15 protein-coding genes and 1 tRNA gene are annotated in these 20,929 nt (G+C 36.8%); 1 reads left to right on the top strand and 15 read right to left on the bottom strand.

From position 1 onward, the window contains the following. Window positions 1–3: 3 nt before the first annotated feature. The 11 genes from LS66_RS05980 to LS66_RS05930 all read right to left on the bottom strand — a co-directional run bounded on the left by LS66_RS05980 (window position 4) and on the right by LS66_RS05930 (window position 12,749). Window positions 4–1,056 carry a D-alanine--D-alanine ligase gene (locus LS66_RS05980; protein WP_034366389.1) on the bottom strand — a complete coding sequence of 351 codons (1,053 nt, stop codon included), beginning with the start codon at window positions 1,054–1,056 and terminating at the stop codon, window positions 4–6. Then, on the bottom strand, window positions 1,053–3,890 hold the full coding sequence (uvrA, locus tag LS66_RS05975; protein WP_034366385.1) for an excinuclease ABC subunit UvrA: 2,838 nt from the start codon (window positions 3,888–3,890) through the stop codon (window positions 1,053–1,055). The genes LS66_RS05980 and uvrA overlap by 4 nt, the downstream gene beginning before the upstream one ends. Window positions 3,891–3,935: 45 nt before the next feature. Next, window positions 3,936–4,214 carry a putative Se/S carrier-like protein gene (locus LS66_RS05970; protein WP_034366382.1) on the bottom strand — a complete coding sequence of 93 codons (279 nt, stop codon included), beginning with the start codon at window positions 4,212–4,214 and terminating at the stop codon, window positions 3,936–3,938. 23 nt (window positions 4,215–4,237) lie between these two features. Beyond that, window positions 4,238–5,818, bottom strand: a complete 1,581-nt coding sequence (serA, locus tag LS66_RS05965) for a phosphoglycerate dehydrogenase (protein ID WP_034366379.1) — start codon at window positions 5,816–5,818, stop codon at window positions 4,238–4,240. Between the two features lie 21 nt (window positions 5,819–5,839). Further along, window positions 5,840–6,304, bottom strand: a complete 465-nt coding sequence (locus LS66_RS05960) for a hypothetical protein (protein WP_011114979.1) — start codon at window positions 6,302–6,304, stop codon at window positions 5,840–5,842. A 16-nt stretch (window positions 6,305–6,320) separates the two neighbouring features. Beyond that, entirely contained in the window at window positions 6,321–7,979 is a 1,659-nt protein-coding gene (locus tag LS66_RS05955; protein WP_034366376.1) for a 30S ribosomal protein S1, read from the bottom strand. 93 nt (window positions 7,980–8,072) lie between these two features. After that, window positions 8,073–8,894 carry a 4-hydroxy-3-methylbut-2-enyl diphosphate reductase gene (locus tag LS66_RS05950; protein ID WP_011114981.1) on the bottom strand — a complete coding sequence of 274 codons (822 nt, stop codon included), beginning with the start codon at window positions 8,892–8,894 and terminating at the stop codon, window positions 8,073–8,075. Beyond that, entirely contained in the window at window positions 8,884–10,200 is a 1,317-nt protein-coding gene (gene aroA, locus LS66_RS05945) for a 3-phosphoshikimate 1-carboxyvinyltransferase (protein ID WP_138091932.1), read from the bottom strand. The genes LS66_RS05950 and aroA overlap by 11 nt, the downstream gene beginning before the upstream one ends. Window positions 10,201–10,266: 66 nt before the next feature. After that, window positions 10,267–11,325: a PAS domain-containing sensor histidine kinase gene (locus LS66_RS05940; RefSeq protein WP_011114983.1), complete on the bottom strand. Its 1,059-nt coding sequence runs from the start codon at window positions 11,323–11,325 to the stop codon at window positions 10,267–10,269. Further along, window positions 11,309–11,692: a rod-binding protein gene (locus tag LS66_RS05935; protein WP_011114984.1), complete on the bottom strand. Its 384-nt coding sequence runs from the start codon at window positions 11,690–11,692 to the stop codon at window positions 11,309–11,311. Before LS66_RS05935 ends, LS66_RS05940 begins: the two co-directional genes overlap by 17 nt. Window positions 11,693–11,702: 10 nt before the next feature. Then, window positions 11,703–12,749: a flagellar basal body P-ring protein FlgI gene (locus tag LS66_RS05930; protein WP_011114985.1), complete on the bottom strand. Its 1,047-nt coding sequence runs from the start codon at window positions 12,747–12,749 to the stop codon at window positions 11,703–11,705. 123 nt (window positions 12,750–12,872) lie between these two features. On the opposite strand from LS66_RS05930, the gene LS66_RS05925 reads away from it, so the two are divergent. Further along, window positions 12,873–12,950: transfer RNA gene (locus LS66_RS05925), tRNA-Pro, on the top strand. Between the two features lie 384 nt (window positions 12,951–13,334). On the opposite strand, the gene LS66_RS05920 is transcribed toward LS66_RS05925, so the two are convergent. The 4 genes from LS66_RS05920 to LS66_RS05900 form a co-directional block, all read right to left on the bottom strand. Then, a complete protein-coding gene (locus LS66_RS05920; RefSeq protein ID WP_081947985.1) occupies window positions 13,335–14,585 on the bottom strand; it encodes a site-specific integrase in 1,251 nt (416 codons plus the stop codon). 24 nt (window positions 14,586–14,609) lie between these two features. Further along, window positions 14,610–15,659, bottom strand: coding sequence for a hypothetical protein (locus tag LS66_RS10285; RefSeq protein WP_236096986.1), 1,050 nt, complete (start codon window positions 15,657–15,659; stop codon window positions 14,610–14,612). Window positions 15,660–15,803: 144 nt separating this feature from the next. After that, on the bottom strand, window positions 15,804–17,687 hold the full coding sequence (locus tag LS66_RS05910; protein WP_201273664.1) for a hypothetical protein: 1,884 nt from the start codon (window positions 17,685–17,687) through the stop codon (window positions 15,804–15,806). After that, a complete protein-coding gene (locus LS66_RS05900) occupies window positions 17,663–20,884 on the bottom strand; it encodes a hypothetical protein (RefSeq protein WP_034367890.1) in 3,222 nt (1,073 codons plus the stop codon). The genes LS66_RS05910 and LS66_RS05900 overlap by 25 nt, the downstream gene beginning before the upstream one ends. Window positions 20,885–20,929 lie beyond the last annotated feature (45 nt).

Here is a 20,929-nt window from a genome sequence, read left to right as displayed (position 1 = left end):
AAACTATTTTCCTTTTGCATAATGGATTTGCTCTATATACTTATAGCTTACCTTGATAGAATGTTTTTTTGGCAAATTGTAAGCTAATTCTGTAAGTACCCCTACAAAATCCTCAAATAAGTAATTTGCCATAGAACCCGGAATTGGATTAATCTCATTGAGATACACTTCATCATCAATAACAAAAAAATCACATCGTATCAATGCCCCTTCAAAAGCATTTTCATAGAGTTTCATAAAATTTTCTTGTAATTTTGCTACTAATGCAGAGCTTATATCTGCTTGCAAAACTTGCGCTGTGCGTGAAAAATCCAAATATTTACGCTCAAAATCAAGGAGTTCTTTTTTACTAGGCTCTTCAATAATTGAGAATCTATATTCATCTTGCGAACCATTTTTTACCCTACACCCTGCAAGATTATATTCTTTGACACCACTTTTAAAGCTTTCTGCTATGATAGTGTCATCGTATTCAAAGGCTAAATCTCTGCCATAATCAAGCTCTTTTTCTTCATTTATAACACTCACTCCTATAGAACTTCCAAGCCTTGCGGGTTTAAGGATTATTGGATAGGCAATATGTTTAAGATGTGGATTTGCACGCGTGAGAATTTCATAATCAAGCACTTTTACACCTCTTTGAGCTGCAAAAATCTTAGTAAATACTTTATTGAAACTCATTACACTTGATTCTATGCGCGGACCAATAAAGGGCAAATGATAAAAATCAAGTAATGCGCTCACACTCCCATCTTCCCCATCTGCACCGTGTATGAGATTAATAAGAGTATGAGGAATAATGGGTTTAAAACCAAAAAATGTTTTTTTCATAAATGCACCTCTTTGCAAAAAAATCTCTGTGCATTTTTTATAATCTCCCGAACTAAAAAGTTTTGACTTCATAGAATCTAAAGGAATAAGATAAAAACGATGTGAGCTATCTAAAAAAATAAAATTACCAATACTCTCTCCTAAAACTTTTTTAAGTGCAACAGCACTCACAATACTAATTTCGTGCTCAAAACTTACACCGCCAAATAATACATCAAATTTCATTTTTGCTCCTTTTGAAATTGTTTATCACGTTTTAATTCTAAAGCTAGAAACTTACCTGTATAGCTCCCGCTTTTTGTATGATTTTTACTCACTTGCTCCACAGACCCACTATCTATGATTTTACCTCCACCGCTACCACCTTCTGGACCAATATCAATAATATAATCAGCATTTTTAATCATATCTAAATTATGTTCAATAACAATGACTGAATTCCCTAAATCTACCAAATGATGAAGCACCTTTGTCAGCCTATCTACATCGGCAAAATGCAATCCTGTTGTGGGTTCATCAAGCACATAGAGCGTCTTTCCCGTGTCCTTACGACTAAGCTCCTTAGCAAGCTTAATTCGCTGTGCCTCACCGCCACTTAAGGTAATAGCATTTTGTCCAAGTGTAATATATCCCAAGCCCACATCTTGCAATGTTTGCAGCCTTGTAGCAATTTTTGGCACTTTGGCAAAAAACTCTAAGGCTTCATCAACACTCATTGCCAAAACATCTGCTATATTTTTGCCTTTATAAGCAATCTCTAATGTTTGAGGATTGTATTTTGCACCCTTACACGCATCGCATTTAACCATCACATCAGGCAAAAAGTGCATTTCAATTTTTATCTCACCCTCACCTTGACATTTCTCGCATCGCCCACCTTTAACATTAAAACTAAAGCGTCCAACACTATATCCACGCAGTTTAGATTCTTTAATCTCCGCAAAAAGTGCACGTATATCGTCCATTACACCTGTATAAGTCGCAGGATTGCTACGCGGTGTGCGTCCAATAGGACTTTGGTCTAAATAAATTACTTTATCTAAATATTCTAATCCTACAATCTCTACACCATCGCATTTTTGCACCTTTTTGGCATTATTCAAAAGCTCTTGTGCTACAGGTAAAAGCGTTTGAAGAATAAGGGAACTTTTACCGCTGCCACTTACACCTGTTACACACACAAATTGCGAAAGAGGAATTTTCGTGCAAAGATTATGAATATTATTAATATTGACATTTTTAATTTCAAGCCATTGTTCAATGGTGCGCTTATGTGGATAAGAAATAATCTTTGCACCCTTAAGATACATAGCAGTGAGCGTTTTGGAATCTAATAGCTTCTTCACATTTCCACTAAAAACTACTTCTCCTCCGCGCAATCCTGCCTCGGGACCAATATCCACAACATAATCAGCATTTAAAATCGTCTCCTTGTCGTGCTCCACGACAATCACACTATTGCCTTTTTCTTGCAAACTTCGTAAAGTTTTGATTAATCGCAGTGTATCACGTTCGTGTAAGCCAATACTTGGCTCATCAAGCACATACATAACTCCTGTAAGCCCACTACCAATTTGACTTGCAATGCGTATGCGTTGGGATTCCCCCCCACTAATGCTGCGTGCATCACGCCCAAGTGTGAGATAACCAAGCCCCACATCATAGAGAAAAAATAATCTTTCACGAATTTCTTTCAAAATAGGTTGTGCAATAAATTGTTCTTGTTCATTCAAATATGAAAAATGCGCTTTATCATCAAAAAACTCATAAACTTTTTCAATAGGCATATCAATAAGCTCACCAATGCCTAATTTACTGACTTTAACACTAAGAGAAGAAAGTTTTAGGCGATGTCCCTTACAGGTAGGACATACTCGTTCAGTAGTGTATTCACCCAAATCCTTATCATCTTTAAACATATCATATGCAATTTGGATAATACCTTTCCAAGGACGCTTAAGTTTGCTTGATTTCCAAGTGATTTCTACTTCCTCTTCACGTCCATAAAGCAAAGCACTTTGCTGGGATTTTGAAAGTTCTTCAAAACTAAGTGTTGGGTCAATCTTAGCACTTTTGCAAAATGCGTAAAAAAGCTCGGCATAATAATTACGATTGAATCCAAAAATAATTTTAATGCCACCTTTATTGAGTGGTTGAGACTTATCAAGTATCTTTTTTAAATCAATAGCATATTTTGCACCAAGCCCCAAACAATCTTCGCACGCGCCCTTTGGAGAATTAAAAGAAAATCCAAGTGGTTCAAGCTCCTCAAAACTTATTTTACATTTAAAACACGCGAAATGTTCAGAATAATGCAGCAACTTTTTTTCATCATTATGCAACATCTCTACTTCAATCTCACCATAAGATTCACGCAAGGCTTTCTCCACTCCTTGAGCTATACGTGTGTGATTTTCTAAAGAATTTACCACCCTATCAATAACAACTTTAATGCTATGCTTTTTATTTTTGGCAAGCTCAATTTCCTCATCAAGACGCACCATCACACCATCAACCATTGCTCGCACATAGCCTTTTTGACGCAGAGATTCTATTTTTTCAGCAAAACTACCCTTTTTTTCTTTGACAATAGGCGCAAGAAGTATCATTTTTGCATTTGCAGGGAGTTTTAGAATCTGCTCAATAATATCAGTTTGACTCATTTGCGAAATTTCATCTCCACAAAGATGGCAATGTTGCTTCCCTACGCGCGCATAAAGCAAGCGAAAATAATCATAAATTTCAGTGATTGTGCCAACAGTGGAACGTGGATTTTTACTTGTAGTTTTTTGGTCAATCGCAATAGCAGGGGTTAGTCCCTCAATCTTATCAACATCGGGCTTGCCTACTTTATCTAAAAATTGTCGTGCATAACTTGAGAGAGATTCTATATATCGGCGCTGTCCTTCTGCATAAAGTGTATCAAAAGCAAGTGTTGATTTCCCAGAGCCAGATAAACCAGTAAAAACAACAAGTTGATTTTTAGGTATGCTAAGGTTGATATTTTTCAAATTATTCTCACGCGCACCTGTAATATGAATATGATTATAATCTTTCATATGTGTCCCTCGCAATTTAAAGCTCAAACGCGTATTATAGCGTATTTAGATAAGTTTTATCTCATACTTAATATGTCTTTGCGTTAAAATCTCATTTATAGATTCTAAGAAGCGCGTTAGACACTCATCTTGGAGACTATTCCCACCTTCTAAGAATAAAGCCAAACCACAATCACTTCTATATTCTTTGGGTGTAGGCACAAGATTCAAAGAAAACTCAAAACAAGCGAGCAAAGGGCTACTTAAACACCTCTGTGCAGCAAAAGCACTTGAGGTAGTTAATAGCAAAATATATGCTCTAAAAGGTTGAGAATCTCCTTGCATAAGCACTCACTTTGTGTTAATGATTATACATTAACAATCTTTATACTCAAACACGCAGGGATATTTTCAAGCTGTCCAATAACTTCATTTGATACTTCAGAATCTACAAGAATAACAGCCATTGCTTCTTTATTTTGACGCGCAAGACGAAAATCAGAAATATTGACTTGATGATTGCCTAAAATACTTCCTACAAGTCCAATTACACCCGGCACATCTGTATTTTTGAAAAATATCATTTTACCCTTTGGCTCAATATCAAATTGAAAATGATTGATTGAAGTAAGCCGCAAATGCCTATCTTCAAATACTGCACCGCTAAGAGTAATACTCTCATTTTGTGTGCTAAGAGTAATATAAATATGGTTTTTATAAGTTTCACTTTCTTGTTTAAGCGTCATTTTGACATCAATACCTCGCTCTTTAGCAACAAAAGGTGCATTAACATAATTAATTTTATCACCTAAACTCGCATTAAGCGCTCCCACAAGAGCAAAAGTCTGCAATGAATCTCCATAAGCACTAATCTCGCCTTGAGCTTCTATGTGTATTGAGGTAATCACACCCTTATTTGCCTGCACTGCCAAAAAAGCAAGTTTTTGTATCAATTCAAGATAGGGCTTAACCATAGAGGGCAATTCAGATTCCTTAACGGGAAGATTAAGCGCATTAGGGTAGCTTGAACCTCTTGCTGCCTCTATTGCAGCTTGGGCAGCTTGTATAGCAATTTGCTCTTGAGATTCTAAAGTATTTGCCCCAATATGCGGCGTTACATACACATTTGGCAAATCAAGCAGCGCATTATTAATAGCTGGTTCTTTATCAAATACATCAATTCCCGCCCATTTAATCTTACCAACACTTAAAGCATCATATAAATCTTTTTCATTATATAAACCACCGCGAGCGCAATTAATAAGTATCACTCCATCTTTCATTTGTGCAATTTGCTTGGCGGTAATCATATTTTTTGTTTCTGCATTTTTAGGCGTGTGAATTGTAATAATATCACAAGAGAGAATGTCTTCGAAATTTGTTGTATAAGCCACGCCTAAATCAGTAGCTTTTGAAGGCAAAATGTAGGGGTCATAGGCTAATACTTCCATTTCAAATGCTCTTGCCCTTATCCCCACACGACTACCAATATTACCAAATCCAATAATACCAAGCTTTTTACCTTTAAGCTCAATACCATACCAATCTTCACGTTTCCACTTACGCTCGTGCTTAAGCTGCGTATTCGCTCCAGGAAAATTTCGCACGGCATTAATAAGATGAGCCATTGTAAGTTCAACAGCTGCGATTGTATTTGCTGTAGGCACATTCATCACAACAATGCCTTTACGAGAGCAGCCTTCAATATCAACATTATCTACGCCCACACCTGCACGCACTACCGCACGTATTTGCCCTGAAGATGCTAAAAATGCTTCATCAACATCAGTAGAACTCCTCGTAATGACGACATCAGCCTCTTTAATCTTAGTAAGCAGCTCATCTTTTGGCAAACTAGCAAGATTCTCCATCTGCACATCACTTTGGGCTGTAAGCAAATCGAGTCCTTTTTGATGGATATGGTCGCACACAATGATTTTATACTTCATAACACTCTCCTTTAATTTGGTTTATTGCACACTATAATTGAGACGATAGTATTGCAAATCTGCCAAAAGCCTTTTATACATTGCCTCATCGGTCAACAGCACCACAAGTTTAAGTGTGTTGCCAGACTTATAATATGCAGATTCTATATTATTTTGCCGCAATACCTGCTTCACACAAGCAAATTTATACTCATCAAGCTCACTAATACTAATAGCTGAAGGGATACTTTGCTTAGAATCTTTATCCAAAAAATCAAAGCGCACACTTAATTCTGTCGCTGGGTAAGCATAAGGAGTCTCATTGTCATCTGAAAATGAGCTAACCCAATTTTCTTCTTGTGGCACTTGTGCCTCTCCAAGCTTTGGAAATTCTATAGGTTGAGCTTGAAATGCTGGGCTTATAGATATTTTATCTAAATATAAAACACCATAAATTGCTCCACCCAAAACTATTAAAAGCCCTACAAAGAATGCTAACTTCTTCATTCTTTTTTAAAATCTCCTATAAGCGATTTTTAAGTTTATCACCAAGTGTCATTTTCTCTTCTGAATTAAAGGCTTTGAGCGTTTCTTTTTCCTTTTGTCGCTCTAGTCTTTTAATAGAAGCCCTCACTTTATTATTTTCTTCATCAATATGAGTAATCACACATTCAATCTCTTCCCCCGCTTTAAGATCTTCTTTCTTCAGCGGCTGAATATCTTCATTGCGAATAAGTGCCTCCATTTCATCAATTTTGATAAAAATACCAAAATCTTTTATATCAATTATAGAGCCACGTGCCACATCATCAACTTTATGCGTTTTTCCAAATTCTCTTGCAGGAGAATGCTCAAGAAGCTTTTTAGAGAGAGAAACTCTCTCGTGCTCTTTGTCAATTTTAATAATTTTAACTTCAATCTCATCGCCCACTTTAAATCCATCTTTGCATTTAGATTTCTTATCCCAATAAGCATCTTCATTATGGAGTAGTCCATCAACGCCACCAAGATTCACAAATGCTCCAAAATCAGTTAAAGTTGCTATCTTGCCCTTAATAATTTCTCCCACCTGATGCGTCTTTGCAAAATGCACAAAAGGCTTATCAAGGAGTTTTTTAAGCGAAACGCGCAATCTTTTATTATCCGTATCAATTTCAATAATTTCTACATCAATTTCTTGTCCTACGTTTAAATAACTTGAGGGGTGCTTGATATTTTTATCCCACGAAATTTCTGAAATATGCAAAAAGCCCTCAATATCATTGCCTAAATCTACAAATGCTCCATAGGGCTCAATATTACTCACGCTTACTTTAATGGCATAACCCACTTCAAGCTCTTTTTCAATTTCTTTCCAAGGATCATCGCCAAGTGCCTTCATTGAAAGTGAAAGACGACGTTTTTTCTCATCATATCCAAGCACCTTAACAACAACCTCATCGCCTTCTTTAAAATTTTTAGCTGGATTAATAGGTCCTTTATGACTAAGCTCTGTATAATGGACAAGCCCTTCTACTCCATATACATCAACAAAAACACCAAAAGGAGCAATTTTTTTTACAATGCCCTTTTGCACACCATCATTTTCAAGCAATTTGGCACTTACATTTTGACGATTTTTATCATCAATCTCAAAAAACCTTTTACGCGATACAATAATAGAATTACTCTCTTTATTAATATTAACAATAGCAACCTTGTAAATTTTACCTATTGCTTTATCATCTTCACGTATTGCAGAATCCCGGCGTGGCATAAACACATCAATTCCATCATACTCTAAAATAAAGCCACCTTTATTTTTCTTAATTACCTTGGCTTCAATAATTTTATCTTGATAGTTATCTGCTATTTGTGCGATTTTTTCAACAATTCTTTTTGATTTCAGAGCTTTTTTATACGATGCATTTGGTCTCCCACCTCTTCCGGGTGTTACAAATACTTCAATTTTATCATTTATATTAAAAAGTAAATTGCCATTATCATCTTGAATCTCACCAAGTCGTAACATTGCTTCTGATTTCTCATTAGCAAGTGCTACCATTGCATATTCATCAGTTATAGCAACTATCTCACCAATTTGTATTGCTCCAGCAGCCGCTTTCTTTTCGCTTGCCTCAAATAACGCTGCAAAATCCTCTTCTTCGGTAATGAAATCATCATGCTCCAAATTAACCAACATTAATACCCTTTACTTAAAAATCAAAGTTTAAACAATTCTACACAAAACAAACCTTGTTATAACTTAAGAATACCGCATAGGCACAAAAGATTCTCAAATTTGTTCTATTTTTTCCTGCACACGTGAAATAATCCAATCAGGTGTAGAGGCTCCAGCAGTAATGCCACAAAGTTCTTTTCCTACAAACCAAGTATTATCTATCTCATTTTCATCTTCTATCAAATAGCTATCTGTGCAATATTCTTTGGCAATTTTAAAAAGTTGCTTTGTATTAGAAGAATTTTTTCCTCCAACAATAACCATAATATCCGCTTCACGGCTTAATTCATCAACAGCAAATTGATTCTCAAATGTAGCACTGCAAATCGTATTAAATATACGACACTCATTAACAAGCGAAACTAACAACGCTGCAATCTTGCCAAAGTGCTCCGGTTGTTTAGTCGTTTGAGAAACAAGTGCTACCTTTTTCTTAAGTGTAAGATGCTTAAGTTCATCTATATTTGCAATAATAGCCACATCATCACCATAACTTGCTACACCCTTAACTTCAGGATGGCTATTATCCCCGAAAATAATAATCTGATAACCTTCTTGAGACATTTTTTCAACAATTTGTTGTGGTTTTGTTACAAAAGGACAAGTTGCATCAATAATATGTGTATGATGCTCTTTAAGCACTTGTAAATCATCTTTTGTAATGCCGTGTGTGCGCACTATAACACTTTTAAACTTCTGTGCCTCTTCTAAGCTTCTACTTAAACTCACATCAAAGTCTTTTTGAAGACGTTCAATTTCGCGGCTATTATGTATTAAGGGACCAAAAGTTGTTGCGTGCTGATTGCGTTCAGCAATACGAATAGCTCTTTTTACACCAAAACAAAACCCATACTTTTTTGCAAACTTAACTTTCATTTGCATTCTCCACAGCTGTAATTTGTGATAAAAGAGTCAAAAAGTGTGGAAAAGAAACATCAATACATTCACTATCTTCAATCTCACCTCCACAAGCAAGCTGGGCAATAGCAAAACTCATAGCAATACGATGATCACCAAAAGAACTCACTCTCGCCCTTTTTAGCTCCCCTCCATACACACTAAAGCCATCATCAAACTCTTCACATCTAATACCCATAACTCGCAAATTCGTAATAGTAGCGTGAATCCTATCACTTTCTTTTACACGTAACTCTTTGGCATTATACACTTCGCTCTTTCCTTTTGCTAAAGCAAAGCATATACTTAATGCTGGAATCTCATCAATGAGCCACGCAATACGAGAATCTACCCTCACAGCCTTTAAACTTCCGCCTTGCACCTCAATATCGCCTACTTCCTCATAAAGTGAAGAAAGATGATGATAAGCTACTTTTGCTCCCATAGATTCTAATATTTTAAAAGCTTCAATACGCGTTTTATTAAGTAATACATTTTTTAGTTTCACTTTTGCACCAAGCACACAGGCTGCCACTGCAAAATAAAATGCACTTGAAGGGTCAGCTGGCACTTGAAACTTAAAAGCTTCTAATTGTTTATTTGTTTCTTTTAAACCTTCAAATACTACCTCATATCCACCATCTTCGCATTCTCTTTCTTGTATATGCACCCCCATACCACGTAACATATTTTCAGTATGATTGCGACTTAAAAGTGGTTCATAAAATCTCGATTGTCCAGCTGTCTGCAAACCTGCAAGAATCATTGCACTTTTTACCTGCGCAGATGCAATAGTACTTTTATAATCAAAAGGCTGAAGTTGCGCTCCCACAATGCTTAAGGGTGCATAAGCATTATTTTCTCTTCCGTTGATACACGCGCCAATAGCACTTAAGGGCTCAGTAATGCGCTTCATAGGGCGGGCATTAAGATATTCATCGCCCGTAAGGACAAAATGTCCTTTAACACCACTAAGCAACCCGGCAAATAAACGCATTCCAGTTCCTGCATTTCCACAATCAAGAACCTTATGTGGCTCACATATACCATTACGCGGCGGAATAAGACGCAATACATTACCTTTTTGCTCTATTCCCAATCCAAGTTCGCGCGCGATATGAAGAGTATGAAGCGTATCTTCACCCATAAGATAACCTTCCACTTCACAAGGTGCAGAAGATAAAAGCGCAAATATAGCTGCACGATGTGAAATTGATTTATCTGTGGCAATACCATCAAATTCACGCTCAAAGCTTTGTGCTGGGGCAATTTTTGTAATGCGCATATTTCTCCTTACTTTTTAGATTCTTTAAATACTCTATATATTTATAAGTATTATAACAACATAGATTTAGTTTTTGGCAAGTTTTACAAAAAAGGTTTTACTCTCACAAGTATCATCAAGATAAATCACACCATTATGCGCTGCAATGATCTGTTGGCATAATGCTAATCCTAACCCATTGCCCTTTAGTTTTGTCGTCTTAAAGGGTTCATAAAGAATATTTTTGTCTTGTATTTGTCGCCCATTATCTCTAAAACTAAAGCACCAAAACTCTTCTTCATCAATAAATCTCACACTCACAAGCCCTTCTTCACATTCACCCTCTTCAATTGCGTCAATAGCATTAGAGAGAAAATTTTGTAGCACTATACTGATTAAATCAAAGTCTACGAAAATTTGCGTTTGTTTGTCTGCACCCAAATCAAAACTAAAATCAATATTTTTGGAATATGTGTAATAACTCACACTCTCATAAAGAGCATCTTCAAAATCTATAATGCGATACAATTGACGATTTGGATTGACACCTTTTGTAAAAAGTAAAGTAGCATTGATAAGCCGTTCTACACGCCACAAAGCTTTTTTTATTTCAAATACAAGTGGTTTAAGTTGTGCATCGCAACGTTTGAGAAGACTAGAAGTAAGGAGCGATATAGAACCTATAGGATTACGAATCTCGTGAGCTAAATGAGCAGAAACCTGTCCCATAGAAGCCAAACGTTCTTGCCGCTTTTGATTAGTAATATTTGTTGCACTCATCACTTGTTTGCCATCTTTTATGCTTGATTGCAAAAGATAAAATTGCCCTTGATGTTCCACTTCGTGCTCCCCCTCACCAAGATGGGTAAGACTTTCTAATATATCATTAAGCTTGCTTGCTTCTACATTTTGATAAAATACACTGCCATCAGATTCTATCACCCAAATAGCTTGTGGTATCAGCTCAAGAACCCATTCATACAAGGCTTTAAGGCTATTAAAATCATTTTGTAATTTTTTAAATTCATACTCTGTGCCATAGGTGCTTTGTATCAAAGTGGCGAGAGATTCAAGCAAAATACTTTTATCATCACTGCTTAAATGCTCAAGAATCTCCGGATTAATAAGGCTATTTTGACTTTCCATAAAAACTTTGTTGTCCTCTTTGTGCAAGATTCTTTGAAACATTGATTTTAGTTGCACTTTGTTGCTCTTTTAAGAAATTAAATAATAATTCGCTATACCCAAAATTCCCGCTTAGCTCTTGGCTTAATTGGTCAATATACATAGAGTGATAAATATCACTTCCTGCTTGTTTAGGATAGAGCGTATCATCATTTTTGATTGCATCTTGGAGCATAATTTTAAGGAGTAAAGCTTCAAAATTATCTGTTTGCTCCTTAAGCTGTGCATCTTCTGTATTTTTATCAAGTTGTATTTTCTTTATTTTGCTATTTTGCTCAAATTGTGCTGTATGATAATTTGTCATTGCCATAGTGGTATCAAGTTTCATTGTTTTTCTCCTACATTACTTCAATATCAGCATTTAATGCGCCGGATTTCTTCATACTTTCAAGGATTGAGATAACATTGCGTGGCGTTGCGCCCATTCTTTGTAATGCTTTAACAACACTTGAAACCGTTGGTTTTGTGCCATTAGTGCTACTAATAGTGCCTTGAGCTCTGCTCATCATTGTGCCATCTTCAAGTTTAATTGCTTCAGGATCATCAGGCATTTCATCAGAAATTTTAATCGTAATATCTCCGTGTGTTACCACCACAGGGTCAATAGTAATCCCCACTCCTGCTACAATCGTGCCAGATTTCTCATCAATAACAATACGTTCTTTACGTGAATAATCAATTTCCACTTCTTCAACTAAAGCCAAAAACTCCACCATACTCAAATTTTCAGGTTTTTTAAGCTTAATTGTTCGTGCATCTACTGCCACCGCAATCGCATCACGAAACACATCATTGAGGGCTTGCTGAATCTTAATTGCATTTTGCAAGTCTGAAGACTTTAAGCTTAAAGTTGCATTTTCTTGATTATAAAGATTATAAGCTATCTCGCGCTCTACACTTGCTCCCCCTATAATTGTGCCAGAGAGAGTGCTTCCACTTTCACCAAAAGTGATATTTCCCTGTGCTAAAGCATAAATATTGCCATCAACACCTGTAAGTGGTGTCATTACAAGTGTCCCGCCATTAATAGATTTAGCATCGCCGATAGAAGAAACAAGAATATCAAGCTTATCGCCTTGTCTTGCAAAAGGTGGCAAAGAGGCTGTAACCATTACCGCAGCTACATTTTTTGACTTAATATCATTTGCAGAGAGTTTAACATTCACGCTTTCAAGCATATTAGCAATGCTTTGCATAGTAAATTTTGAACCGCTCTTATCCCCTGTGCCATTTAGTCCTATGACTAAACCATACCCTACCAGGCTATTATCCCTAATGCCAACAATTTGAGCAATTTGATTAATCTTTTGTCCATAGAGTGCAGATATAGAAAGGATAAGTGTTGCAACCCATATCCATATTTTATTATTATTTTTTCTTCTCATAATGCGCTTCCTTGCCTCTTTATTTAAAGATTCTATAACAATACAAGCAAATTATATTCCTTAAAATAATAAACTAGACAAATTAAAAAATTTCGCTATAATGTCGCCCTTATTTTATTTAATCGGAGTATAGCGCAGCCTGATTAGCGCGCACCCTTGGGGTGGGTGAGGTCGTGGGTTTGAATCCCGCTACTCCGACCATTACTCAATATCTTTAAGAATATTCTAAGGGAATTAGAAAGAATTAAAAGGCATTTAAAATACCTAAAATACGAGATTTTTGGCACATTCTTAACTATTCCTTAAAGAAATTTCCACACGGCAAGTTTTTCTCCTATCGACACAAAAATGGTAACAGGAGTGGTAACACGGAGAAATAATTAAAGTCAAATCTGCAAATATGTTACCACTTTTTCTTTGTAGTATTGTGTAGTATGGAGTTTGAGCAATATTGCTACTCGCTAAGATTTTTGTTGCTTAGTTAAAATAATTTAACTTTTAGAGAGGATTCAAACTTGTAACCAATCTTTTAGGCAACTTTTGTTGTCTTTTTAGAATCTTGTAAGGGGTGTAATCTTATCGATTTTATTCCTCTCTTACCCTATCTAAAAAGTCAGCCCACCATTGCAATAAAGGGCGGATTTGTTCTACATACTCTACCTTATACAAATAGGCTTCAGTAACTCTATTGCCTACTTTATGGTCCAATACTGCCTCTTTGATTTCAAAACTTGCATTATGTTCGCTTTGGTAGGTGTTACACAAACTCCTAAATGTCCCTCTAAAAGAATGAATAGTTTGTTTTCTGCCTCGTTTTTCATCAGCAAAGCCCATAGAGCGCAAGGCTTTATTCAAGCTCTCCATTACGAGTGGGCTATGTATCTTAGTGCTTGCGTGAAATACTAATTTCCCCCAACCTGTAAATTGTTTGATTTCTTGCAGAATCTCAATCGCCTGTCTAGGAAGTGGGAGGGTAAAATCTGTTAAATGGTTGCTCTTAACTTTCATATTGCCTCTAGGAATTGTAAGCGTTTTAGATTCAAAGTCTATATACTCCCATTTGAGCGAGGCAAGATTACTTGCTCTTAGAGGAATGATTGCCACAAATTGCAAAGCACATTTAATAATGATAGAGTTTGGGTAAGAATCTATGGCACGCATAAGTTCGCCAAGGACTACCCTATCAGTGATTTTGGCATAATGCCTGTCACTTTTTGGTAGTAGTATTGTTTTTTTATCAATATTGGCAATGATATTAAACTCTGCAAGTCCTCGTGAAAGTGCAAATTGCCAAATATTATAACAATGTGCTAAAAGTCTCTTTGCTCCTTCGGGGATTCTAAGCTGTAATTGCATAATGATTTTTGAGATTTGGCTGTGATGAATATCTCTAATGTGTAGAGATGACACAATCTCTTTTTTTGTATCATAACGGGCAAAATGAGGCAAAAAATGGTGTTCAATAAGTCCTCTGTCTCTTATGAGCGTTTTTCTTGATACTTTATGTGTTCTAATTAAGAGCCATTCCTCTATAACAAGATGTATTTGCCCCTCATCTGTTTTACTTGCTTCCAATTTCTCTTGCATTAGAGCTGCTTGAGGGTCTATCCCATTAGCTAGTTTTGTCTTATATTCAATCACTTTATTTCTTGCACTAGCTAGAGATATGAACGGATAGTCTCCTATGGTAACAATCTTGCGCTTACCATAAAAAGTATATCTCATTTGAAAAGTCTTTACACCTGTGGGAGATACTCTTAATCTTAATCCATCAGAATCTGTTAAGAAGTATTCCTTTTCTCTTGGACTAGCATTTTTAATGGCTCTATCTGTCATTTATCTCTCCATTCTACATTTCTATTAGTGCTCTTTAAGTTGAAATACGCTCTCTACTATGCCACCTACTGCTTCCTCAACGCCTATGCTAGTTCCTGACATATATGCCTTAGTGAGCTCTTGAAATTTATCACTAGGGAAGCAATTATCCTTATCAGGCTTTTGATTAGCTTCACACGCCTTAAAAGATACCTTGTTTAAATCATCTATGCTTAGTGGAGCACAATTATCTCGAGTAATCTTTTTGCCTAATTGCGACATCATACCCTCGGCAAAAATGCGTGTAGTTATTTGGTCATAGCAGCAATAATGCTTTCTATTGAGGATTGTTTTTCCTGCTATTTTTACTCTTGATTCATCTGAAACTCGGTTACAAAGGTCAAGGGAGATTCTTTTATTAGTGCGAATATATTCCGAGCCATCTGTTGGGTCTTTTTGCGCCCTGCGTTCAGCAAATCTCATATCGGTGCAAGTATTTCCATTTTCTTGTGTTTGCTTTAGAACATCTACAACTACACTTGCAGCTATATTAAATGGGAATGGCAATGCACCTGCTACAAAATCAGCTACCATAAATGCAGTATCTGCACTTGTTGTGCCATCAGATGTTGGGGCATTACTATCCTCAGTTAATCCTACGAGGGTTTCCTCTAAATCATTTTGTGGAGGATATTCACTCTCCAATGTTGGATTAGCAAAATCGGGATTTAAAAATCTCTGTCCGTATTTCTTTCTTATTATATTAACACTATCAACTCCCCCGCAAATTGTTTCAGCGGCAATAAGAACATCATCTCCTTTAAGTGCATAGAGTGCGTAGGCTTTTTTTCCGTTCATCTCTCCTGCAGATTCTAAATTGTAACGCGCATAGAAGTATTTATCAATATCATCAGCTGAGGAAGGATTTTCATTTTCCATAACTAACCTTAAGATAGCTAACTCATTTCCATCTATAATCATTGGCACTTTGAATGAGTAGTGAAGCTCATTAACCTCTCTGATTCCCATTTGCCACGCTAAAACAGATTCGTATGTTAATCCAAAACGCCCTGTCATACAATTTGCATAATCCATAGCTATTTTATCATTCTCATCAGTTGCGCCATCTAACTCCTCATTGCTTAAAAGCGAATCGGTTGAGCCTGATACCCACGCAGATGTTCTCTTTGCCTCTTTCTTAGAGCATAAGCTTCCTATGCCGCTCTTATCGCATTGCTCTTACAATACTTTGCCTGCTGCATAAACTACCGCTCTCATTGCTGCATTTTTTGCAACTTCTTTCACTACTTCCTCTACTGCTCTTTCTGTTGCTTCTTTAGCAAGATTGCTTGTAAATTGTTGCCACCCTGCTTTTGCGGCAGCGGTAGCATAACTTGTAGCTTTGGTTACGACATTAGTTGCAGTTGAAGCTGCAGCGTCCCCTGCTTCAGACATTGCTGCACCTACTCCCTCTGTTGCACCATTCAATACACCGCTCCCAACCATCATTGCATATTTAATCGCAAGCATTACCATATCCATAGCACTTGGAAAGAATTGTCCCACATCGCAATATCCTGCTTCTGCACCAAATATATGGGTAGCATTCTCTGCTAAAGCCATTGTGCCAAAGACATTTATAGCCTTAGAGAAGTCGTGATTTTTCTTATTAGTCTGAATGGTTGGAATCGCACCAAATAGGCTATCTAAATCAGCTGTGTTTGTTGTTTGTGTTTCATATTGCCTACAACCTATTGTTTTATCCACTACAATACCACATTTTTTTGTAACCTTTTTGCCCAAATAAAGAGTTTTGCCTTGACTATCAGTAATGGGACTCAAAAACTCGGAGCTTAGAATCTGACAATTTGGGTCAGTTGTGCTATTAGTTGGAGAAATAGTTACGCATACATTTTTGACAAGACATTTAGCATTACATTCTTGGTTATTGCTAAAGGCATTTTGTCCTAAATCTCCCATTACTGTATCATTGCCTTGACACAGATATTTATCTCCACTATCTTGATTTAGAATCTCTACTTCAAATTCTCCGCTTATCTTTGAGCCGTTTTTTTCTACTGAATAAAAGACTTTGCTTGTATCCTTAGTGTCTCTTACACTGCTATCAAAAAAGAGGGTATCTTGTCCCACTACTATTGCATTCCTTGTAGTCCCCTCAATGTAGAACAAGTGTTCGCCATATCCATTCGTAATTGGTATGGTAATTCTTTGCTTTTCTGTCTTATTGGTATCCTCATCAAAATATATAAAGTCATATTCTACTTGAGAATCACTATATGAAAGATTGACAAGCGAGGCAAGATTAACCCAACCTTGCATTTCGCTCACCTTTCCATTTTCTGCAACTATGCGTGTATATTGCTCATCTATGTTGCTATCTTTAACATAGGCTGATGATGGATTATAAATGCTTGATCTCTCTTTGTAATTCTGTAATGCTCGCTGATATTCGTTTTCAAGTTGGCTTCTTTGACTTGGAGTTAAAGAATCTATTTCTTTTTGTGTCATAGGAATTTTTCTTTTTCTTGTCTTATGCTCCGCCTTATATGTGCCATTTTCTCCATTTTTTACAACCGATGTTTTTGTGAGCTGCAATAATATACTTTTTTCCTCTATCGATGTGATTTTTACATTATCTTGCGCTACATTCGCTTCAATGCCGCCCCTATGAATATCGCTTGTCTTTACAGGAACAAAGAGTTCTGTAAGCGATATGCCGTTTAAATCGCTTACAGACATAGCCTCAATGCCACCTGCTACAATCTTAATGCCCACTATTTTGGGGAAGTCTTTTAGCTTCTTGTTGATTTCTGCTAGATTCAATGTGCTATCATTTGCAATCTGCGCGACAACGGTTCCTGAGCTTTTTGCACCCACAAACATACACTGACTTTGCGCTAAGCATTGGTTTTCACAACTCTTTTCATCACTGAAAGCAGGGACATTTTCTAACTTGCCTGTCCCATTCTTGTATTCTTTGTAAGCCTTGTTTGTAGGACAATAGTATTTTATGGTATTGTCTGCATTTGTGCTTGTCGTATTGGCAAGGGCAAAATACGGAACTAATAATGCAATGATTAATGGTTGAAGTTTTCGCAACATTTATATCTCCTTGTTTCAATTGATTGCACATACCCATAATAGATTCTATTAATGAAGGGCAGTGGATATGTGAGCTGTTTTGTCGTGGTTGTCCTTGTCTCTAAATCTATAATGCTCACTGAGGCAATAGAATTTTCTAGGATAAAGCTTTTTTCTCTAGCAATAGGGCAAGGAGCTTTTGTTACAGAATGTATCCCATAAAGTGTTCCACCACCTGCGGGGCTTAAATCATCATCGGAGCAGCCTAGCCTTGTAGTAACCTCTTTGCCATTTTCATATAGTTTTGCTTTATCTCCTAGCCTTAGCGCATTCATCTCCCCTGCTGACTTCGTGGTAAGCTTGCTTGCTGTTACGCTCTCCTTGTGCATAAGTTCGCCTTTTGTGTTAAAAAAGTAAATCTCATAATTTGAAGGTGTAGGGAATAGGATAGATAATCCCACATCGGCATTAAAGAAAATATTGAGCTTGTTCTCACTATGTTGGCTATAATGCCTTCCTGCGTGGCAACCAACCATACATCTTAATTTCCATTTTTCAAAATGGCAATGATAGCCACCAATTACGAAAGGAAGTGCTAGTCCCCCTGTATAAACAGCTGCTGCGATTCCTCCTACTTTTGGGTCTTTCATATCAAAATATCCACTCGTTGGAAAGTATCCCATTCTTACAATATCATCAAAGCTTAGCTCTTTAATGTTTGGAGCACCACAAGAACGCCACCTCAAAGAGAAATTAAGCGTTCTTAAATCAGGCAATATACTAATTGGTGTGCCACCTGTTGAAGCTGTTACTGCGCTAGATTGATATTCAGGCATAGCCCCTGATACAAACTCAGCAGGGATAGCGTCTCCCATTCTCCCTCTCATATTTACACCATTTTTTATTGCATTATCATACGCCCTTGAACCATAGGCATATACCTTGTATGAAGAATCGTAATACGCGTCATTTTTGTATCCTGTGCCATATACATAGTTAGAATCAATGGCTTTGCCCTTCTCCCAATTATCAAAAATAGCCCCATTACTTGTCCTTGAAATTTGTTCTGCAAATAAAATCTCCTCAGAATCTTTGAGTGTTGTTATAAAATTGAGCACCTTTTTACCCGAATTGCTCGTGCAATTCCCCTGCATTTTGCCTTGTGCGCCGTTATAGGTGCAATACTCAACGGTCTGCTGACTTTCTTTATTTTTGCTTATGAGGAGTCCTCTAACCTCAATGTCTTGTCTAAAATTGATGCTGATTGTTCCTTTTCTAGAATCTGCTGCTGTGTTTGCGCGATAGCAAGAAGGGTCATCTTTAAAAATATCATTTTCGCCTTTGCCTACATCTACAAACACATCATTGCATAGCCGCTCCTCTGTAATCGTATCAACCTTTTCCTCTTTTTGTTTTTGGATAATAGGGTCAATACAAGTTTGTTTTGTGCTAGAAATTGGCTCAACTCCACAGGTTACTTGCTCTCTTGTGTTGGGGCAAGTGCCTTTAAAGCCTTTAAGATTGCCTGATAAATCAATAATAGGATTGGCTGTGCTGCAATAAATAAGATTGCTTTTACCTGAAAGCACCTCATCAATGGTAGCGTGTTCGAGGGCGTCACTAGTATTTGAAGTATCTGTTGAAGTTGTTGTGCTTGAAGCAGATGTTGAACCTGTTGTCCCACTGCTTGAACATACGGCAGGCTGCATTAACACGCTCTCTTGTTGCAAACATACTTGATTGAGTTCAATATTTGCACTCTTAGGACATTTGTATCCATAAGTCTTTACTTCAATTTTTGTCTCTTGGAGTTGATTAATATCCTGTCCTGCTGCGGTTACATCATCAACTTGGACTTTTGTTTTTAAGTCTGCAAATCCTATTGTATGAACGAGGGTGCAAGTTTCTTTTACTTTGGTGGGGCAGTTGTCATAAAAACATTTTTTTTGTAATGGATTGCTGTAACAATCCTCTCCTGCAAGTCTATTATAATAGCTCGTGCAAGTGATTGTTTGTTGCTCTTGGTTATAGATTGCATTAGCTAGGGGGTCAATTTTGGTGCAAACACTTACAAATTTTCCCTGCGCGGGTAATTTCATTTTGCCCATTAATTCCCTAAAGTCTTTATTTGCAATGCTTCTGTCCTCATTAGAATCATACTCCCGCTCAACTCTCCACCAAGGCAAACAAATTCTCTCTGCCTTTCCATTGGTGTTTATCACCTTACAATCAGAATCTTTGTCATACTTTCCTGTTCCATACCCAAATTTAACGCTTTGTGAAGATTCTTTTGAGAAGTCTTTATTTTTAAATACTTCGTATGTCTCAAGGGCAGTAGGCATAAACTGCTTAAATTCTCTAATTTCTCGATTGTCGGGGTTAAGATGAGTAATAGAGCCTTTCGCAGAATCTGCAATAGTGTTATCAAGCCAATAGAATAAATATCCATTTTCTCCTATATCCTCTTGCACGGTATTAACATTGGCATAAGCTGATAATTTGTTATTGTCTCCCACAAGGTATAACTCTACTCTTTCATCTCCCATTATTCCGTCACTCTCAAGCCTGATTCTATAATTTGTATTATCAAGTTCTAAAAGATTGTAGATAGCGTGGTCAGGTGAAGTTGTTTTTTCTTTGGCTATTAGCTCATCTCCAATTTCTTTTTTTGTGAGTGCTTTATCACTAATAAGGGCATAAACAACATAATTTGTTGCCACTTCAACGCCTTTTAGCTTTGGATTCCTTCCTTGATTTTGCGCGAGTATATGCACAGGAATATCATTATTGCTTTTTACATCTGTATAGATTTCTCCTAACATACCCGCGTAAGGGTTAGTATAAGAATCTTGCGCAAAACTTGCAAAAGCTCTTACCTTTGGTAATCCCTTTATTCCTGCAAGAAAGTTGTAACTATTGTTTGTGATTTTTTCCTCAATAAAATATTTATTTGTATCTAGGCTTTGTAACAAGTTATTATATGTTTTAAAGACAGGAGCATTATCATACTCTCCACCCTCTACCCATTTTAAACCATTGAATGTTTGATAGTTATTCCCATTGTGCGTAAATTCTCCACGATTGTATCCTTGATTCCTATAAAATCCCTCGGCTTGTCCGCTTTCATTTAGTAGGAAATAATGGTAGCTGTTGAATGAGGTATCCCTTGCCTTGCGCCCATAAATATAAAAGGGCTTAAACAATTCAGCCTTGCTCATATCTCCCTCCTTACACAATAATCATACTTACCGCTTGAGCAATGA

The organism is Helicobacter sp. MIT 03-1614, assembly GCF_000762925.2.
GTDB lineage: Bacteria > Campylobacterota > Campylobacteria > Campylobacterales > Helicobacteraceae > Helicobacter_C > Helicobacter_C hepaticus.
This window is presented reverse-complemented; position numbering and strand designations above follow the sequence as displayed.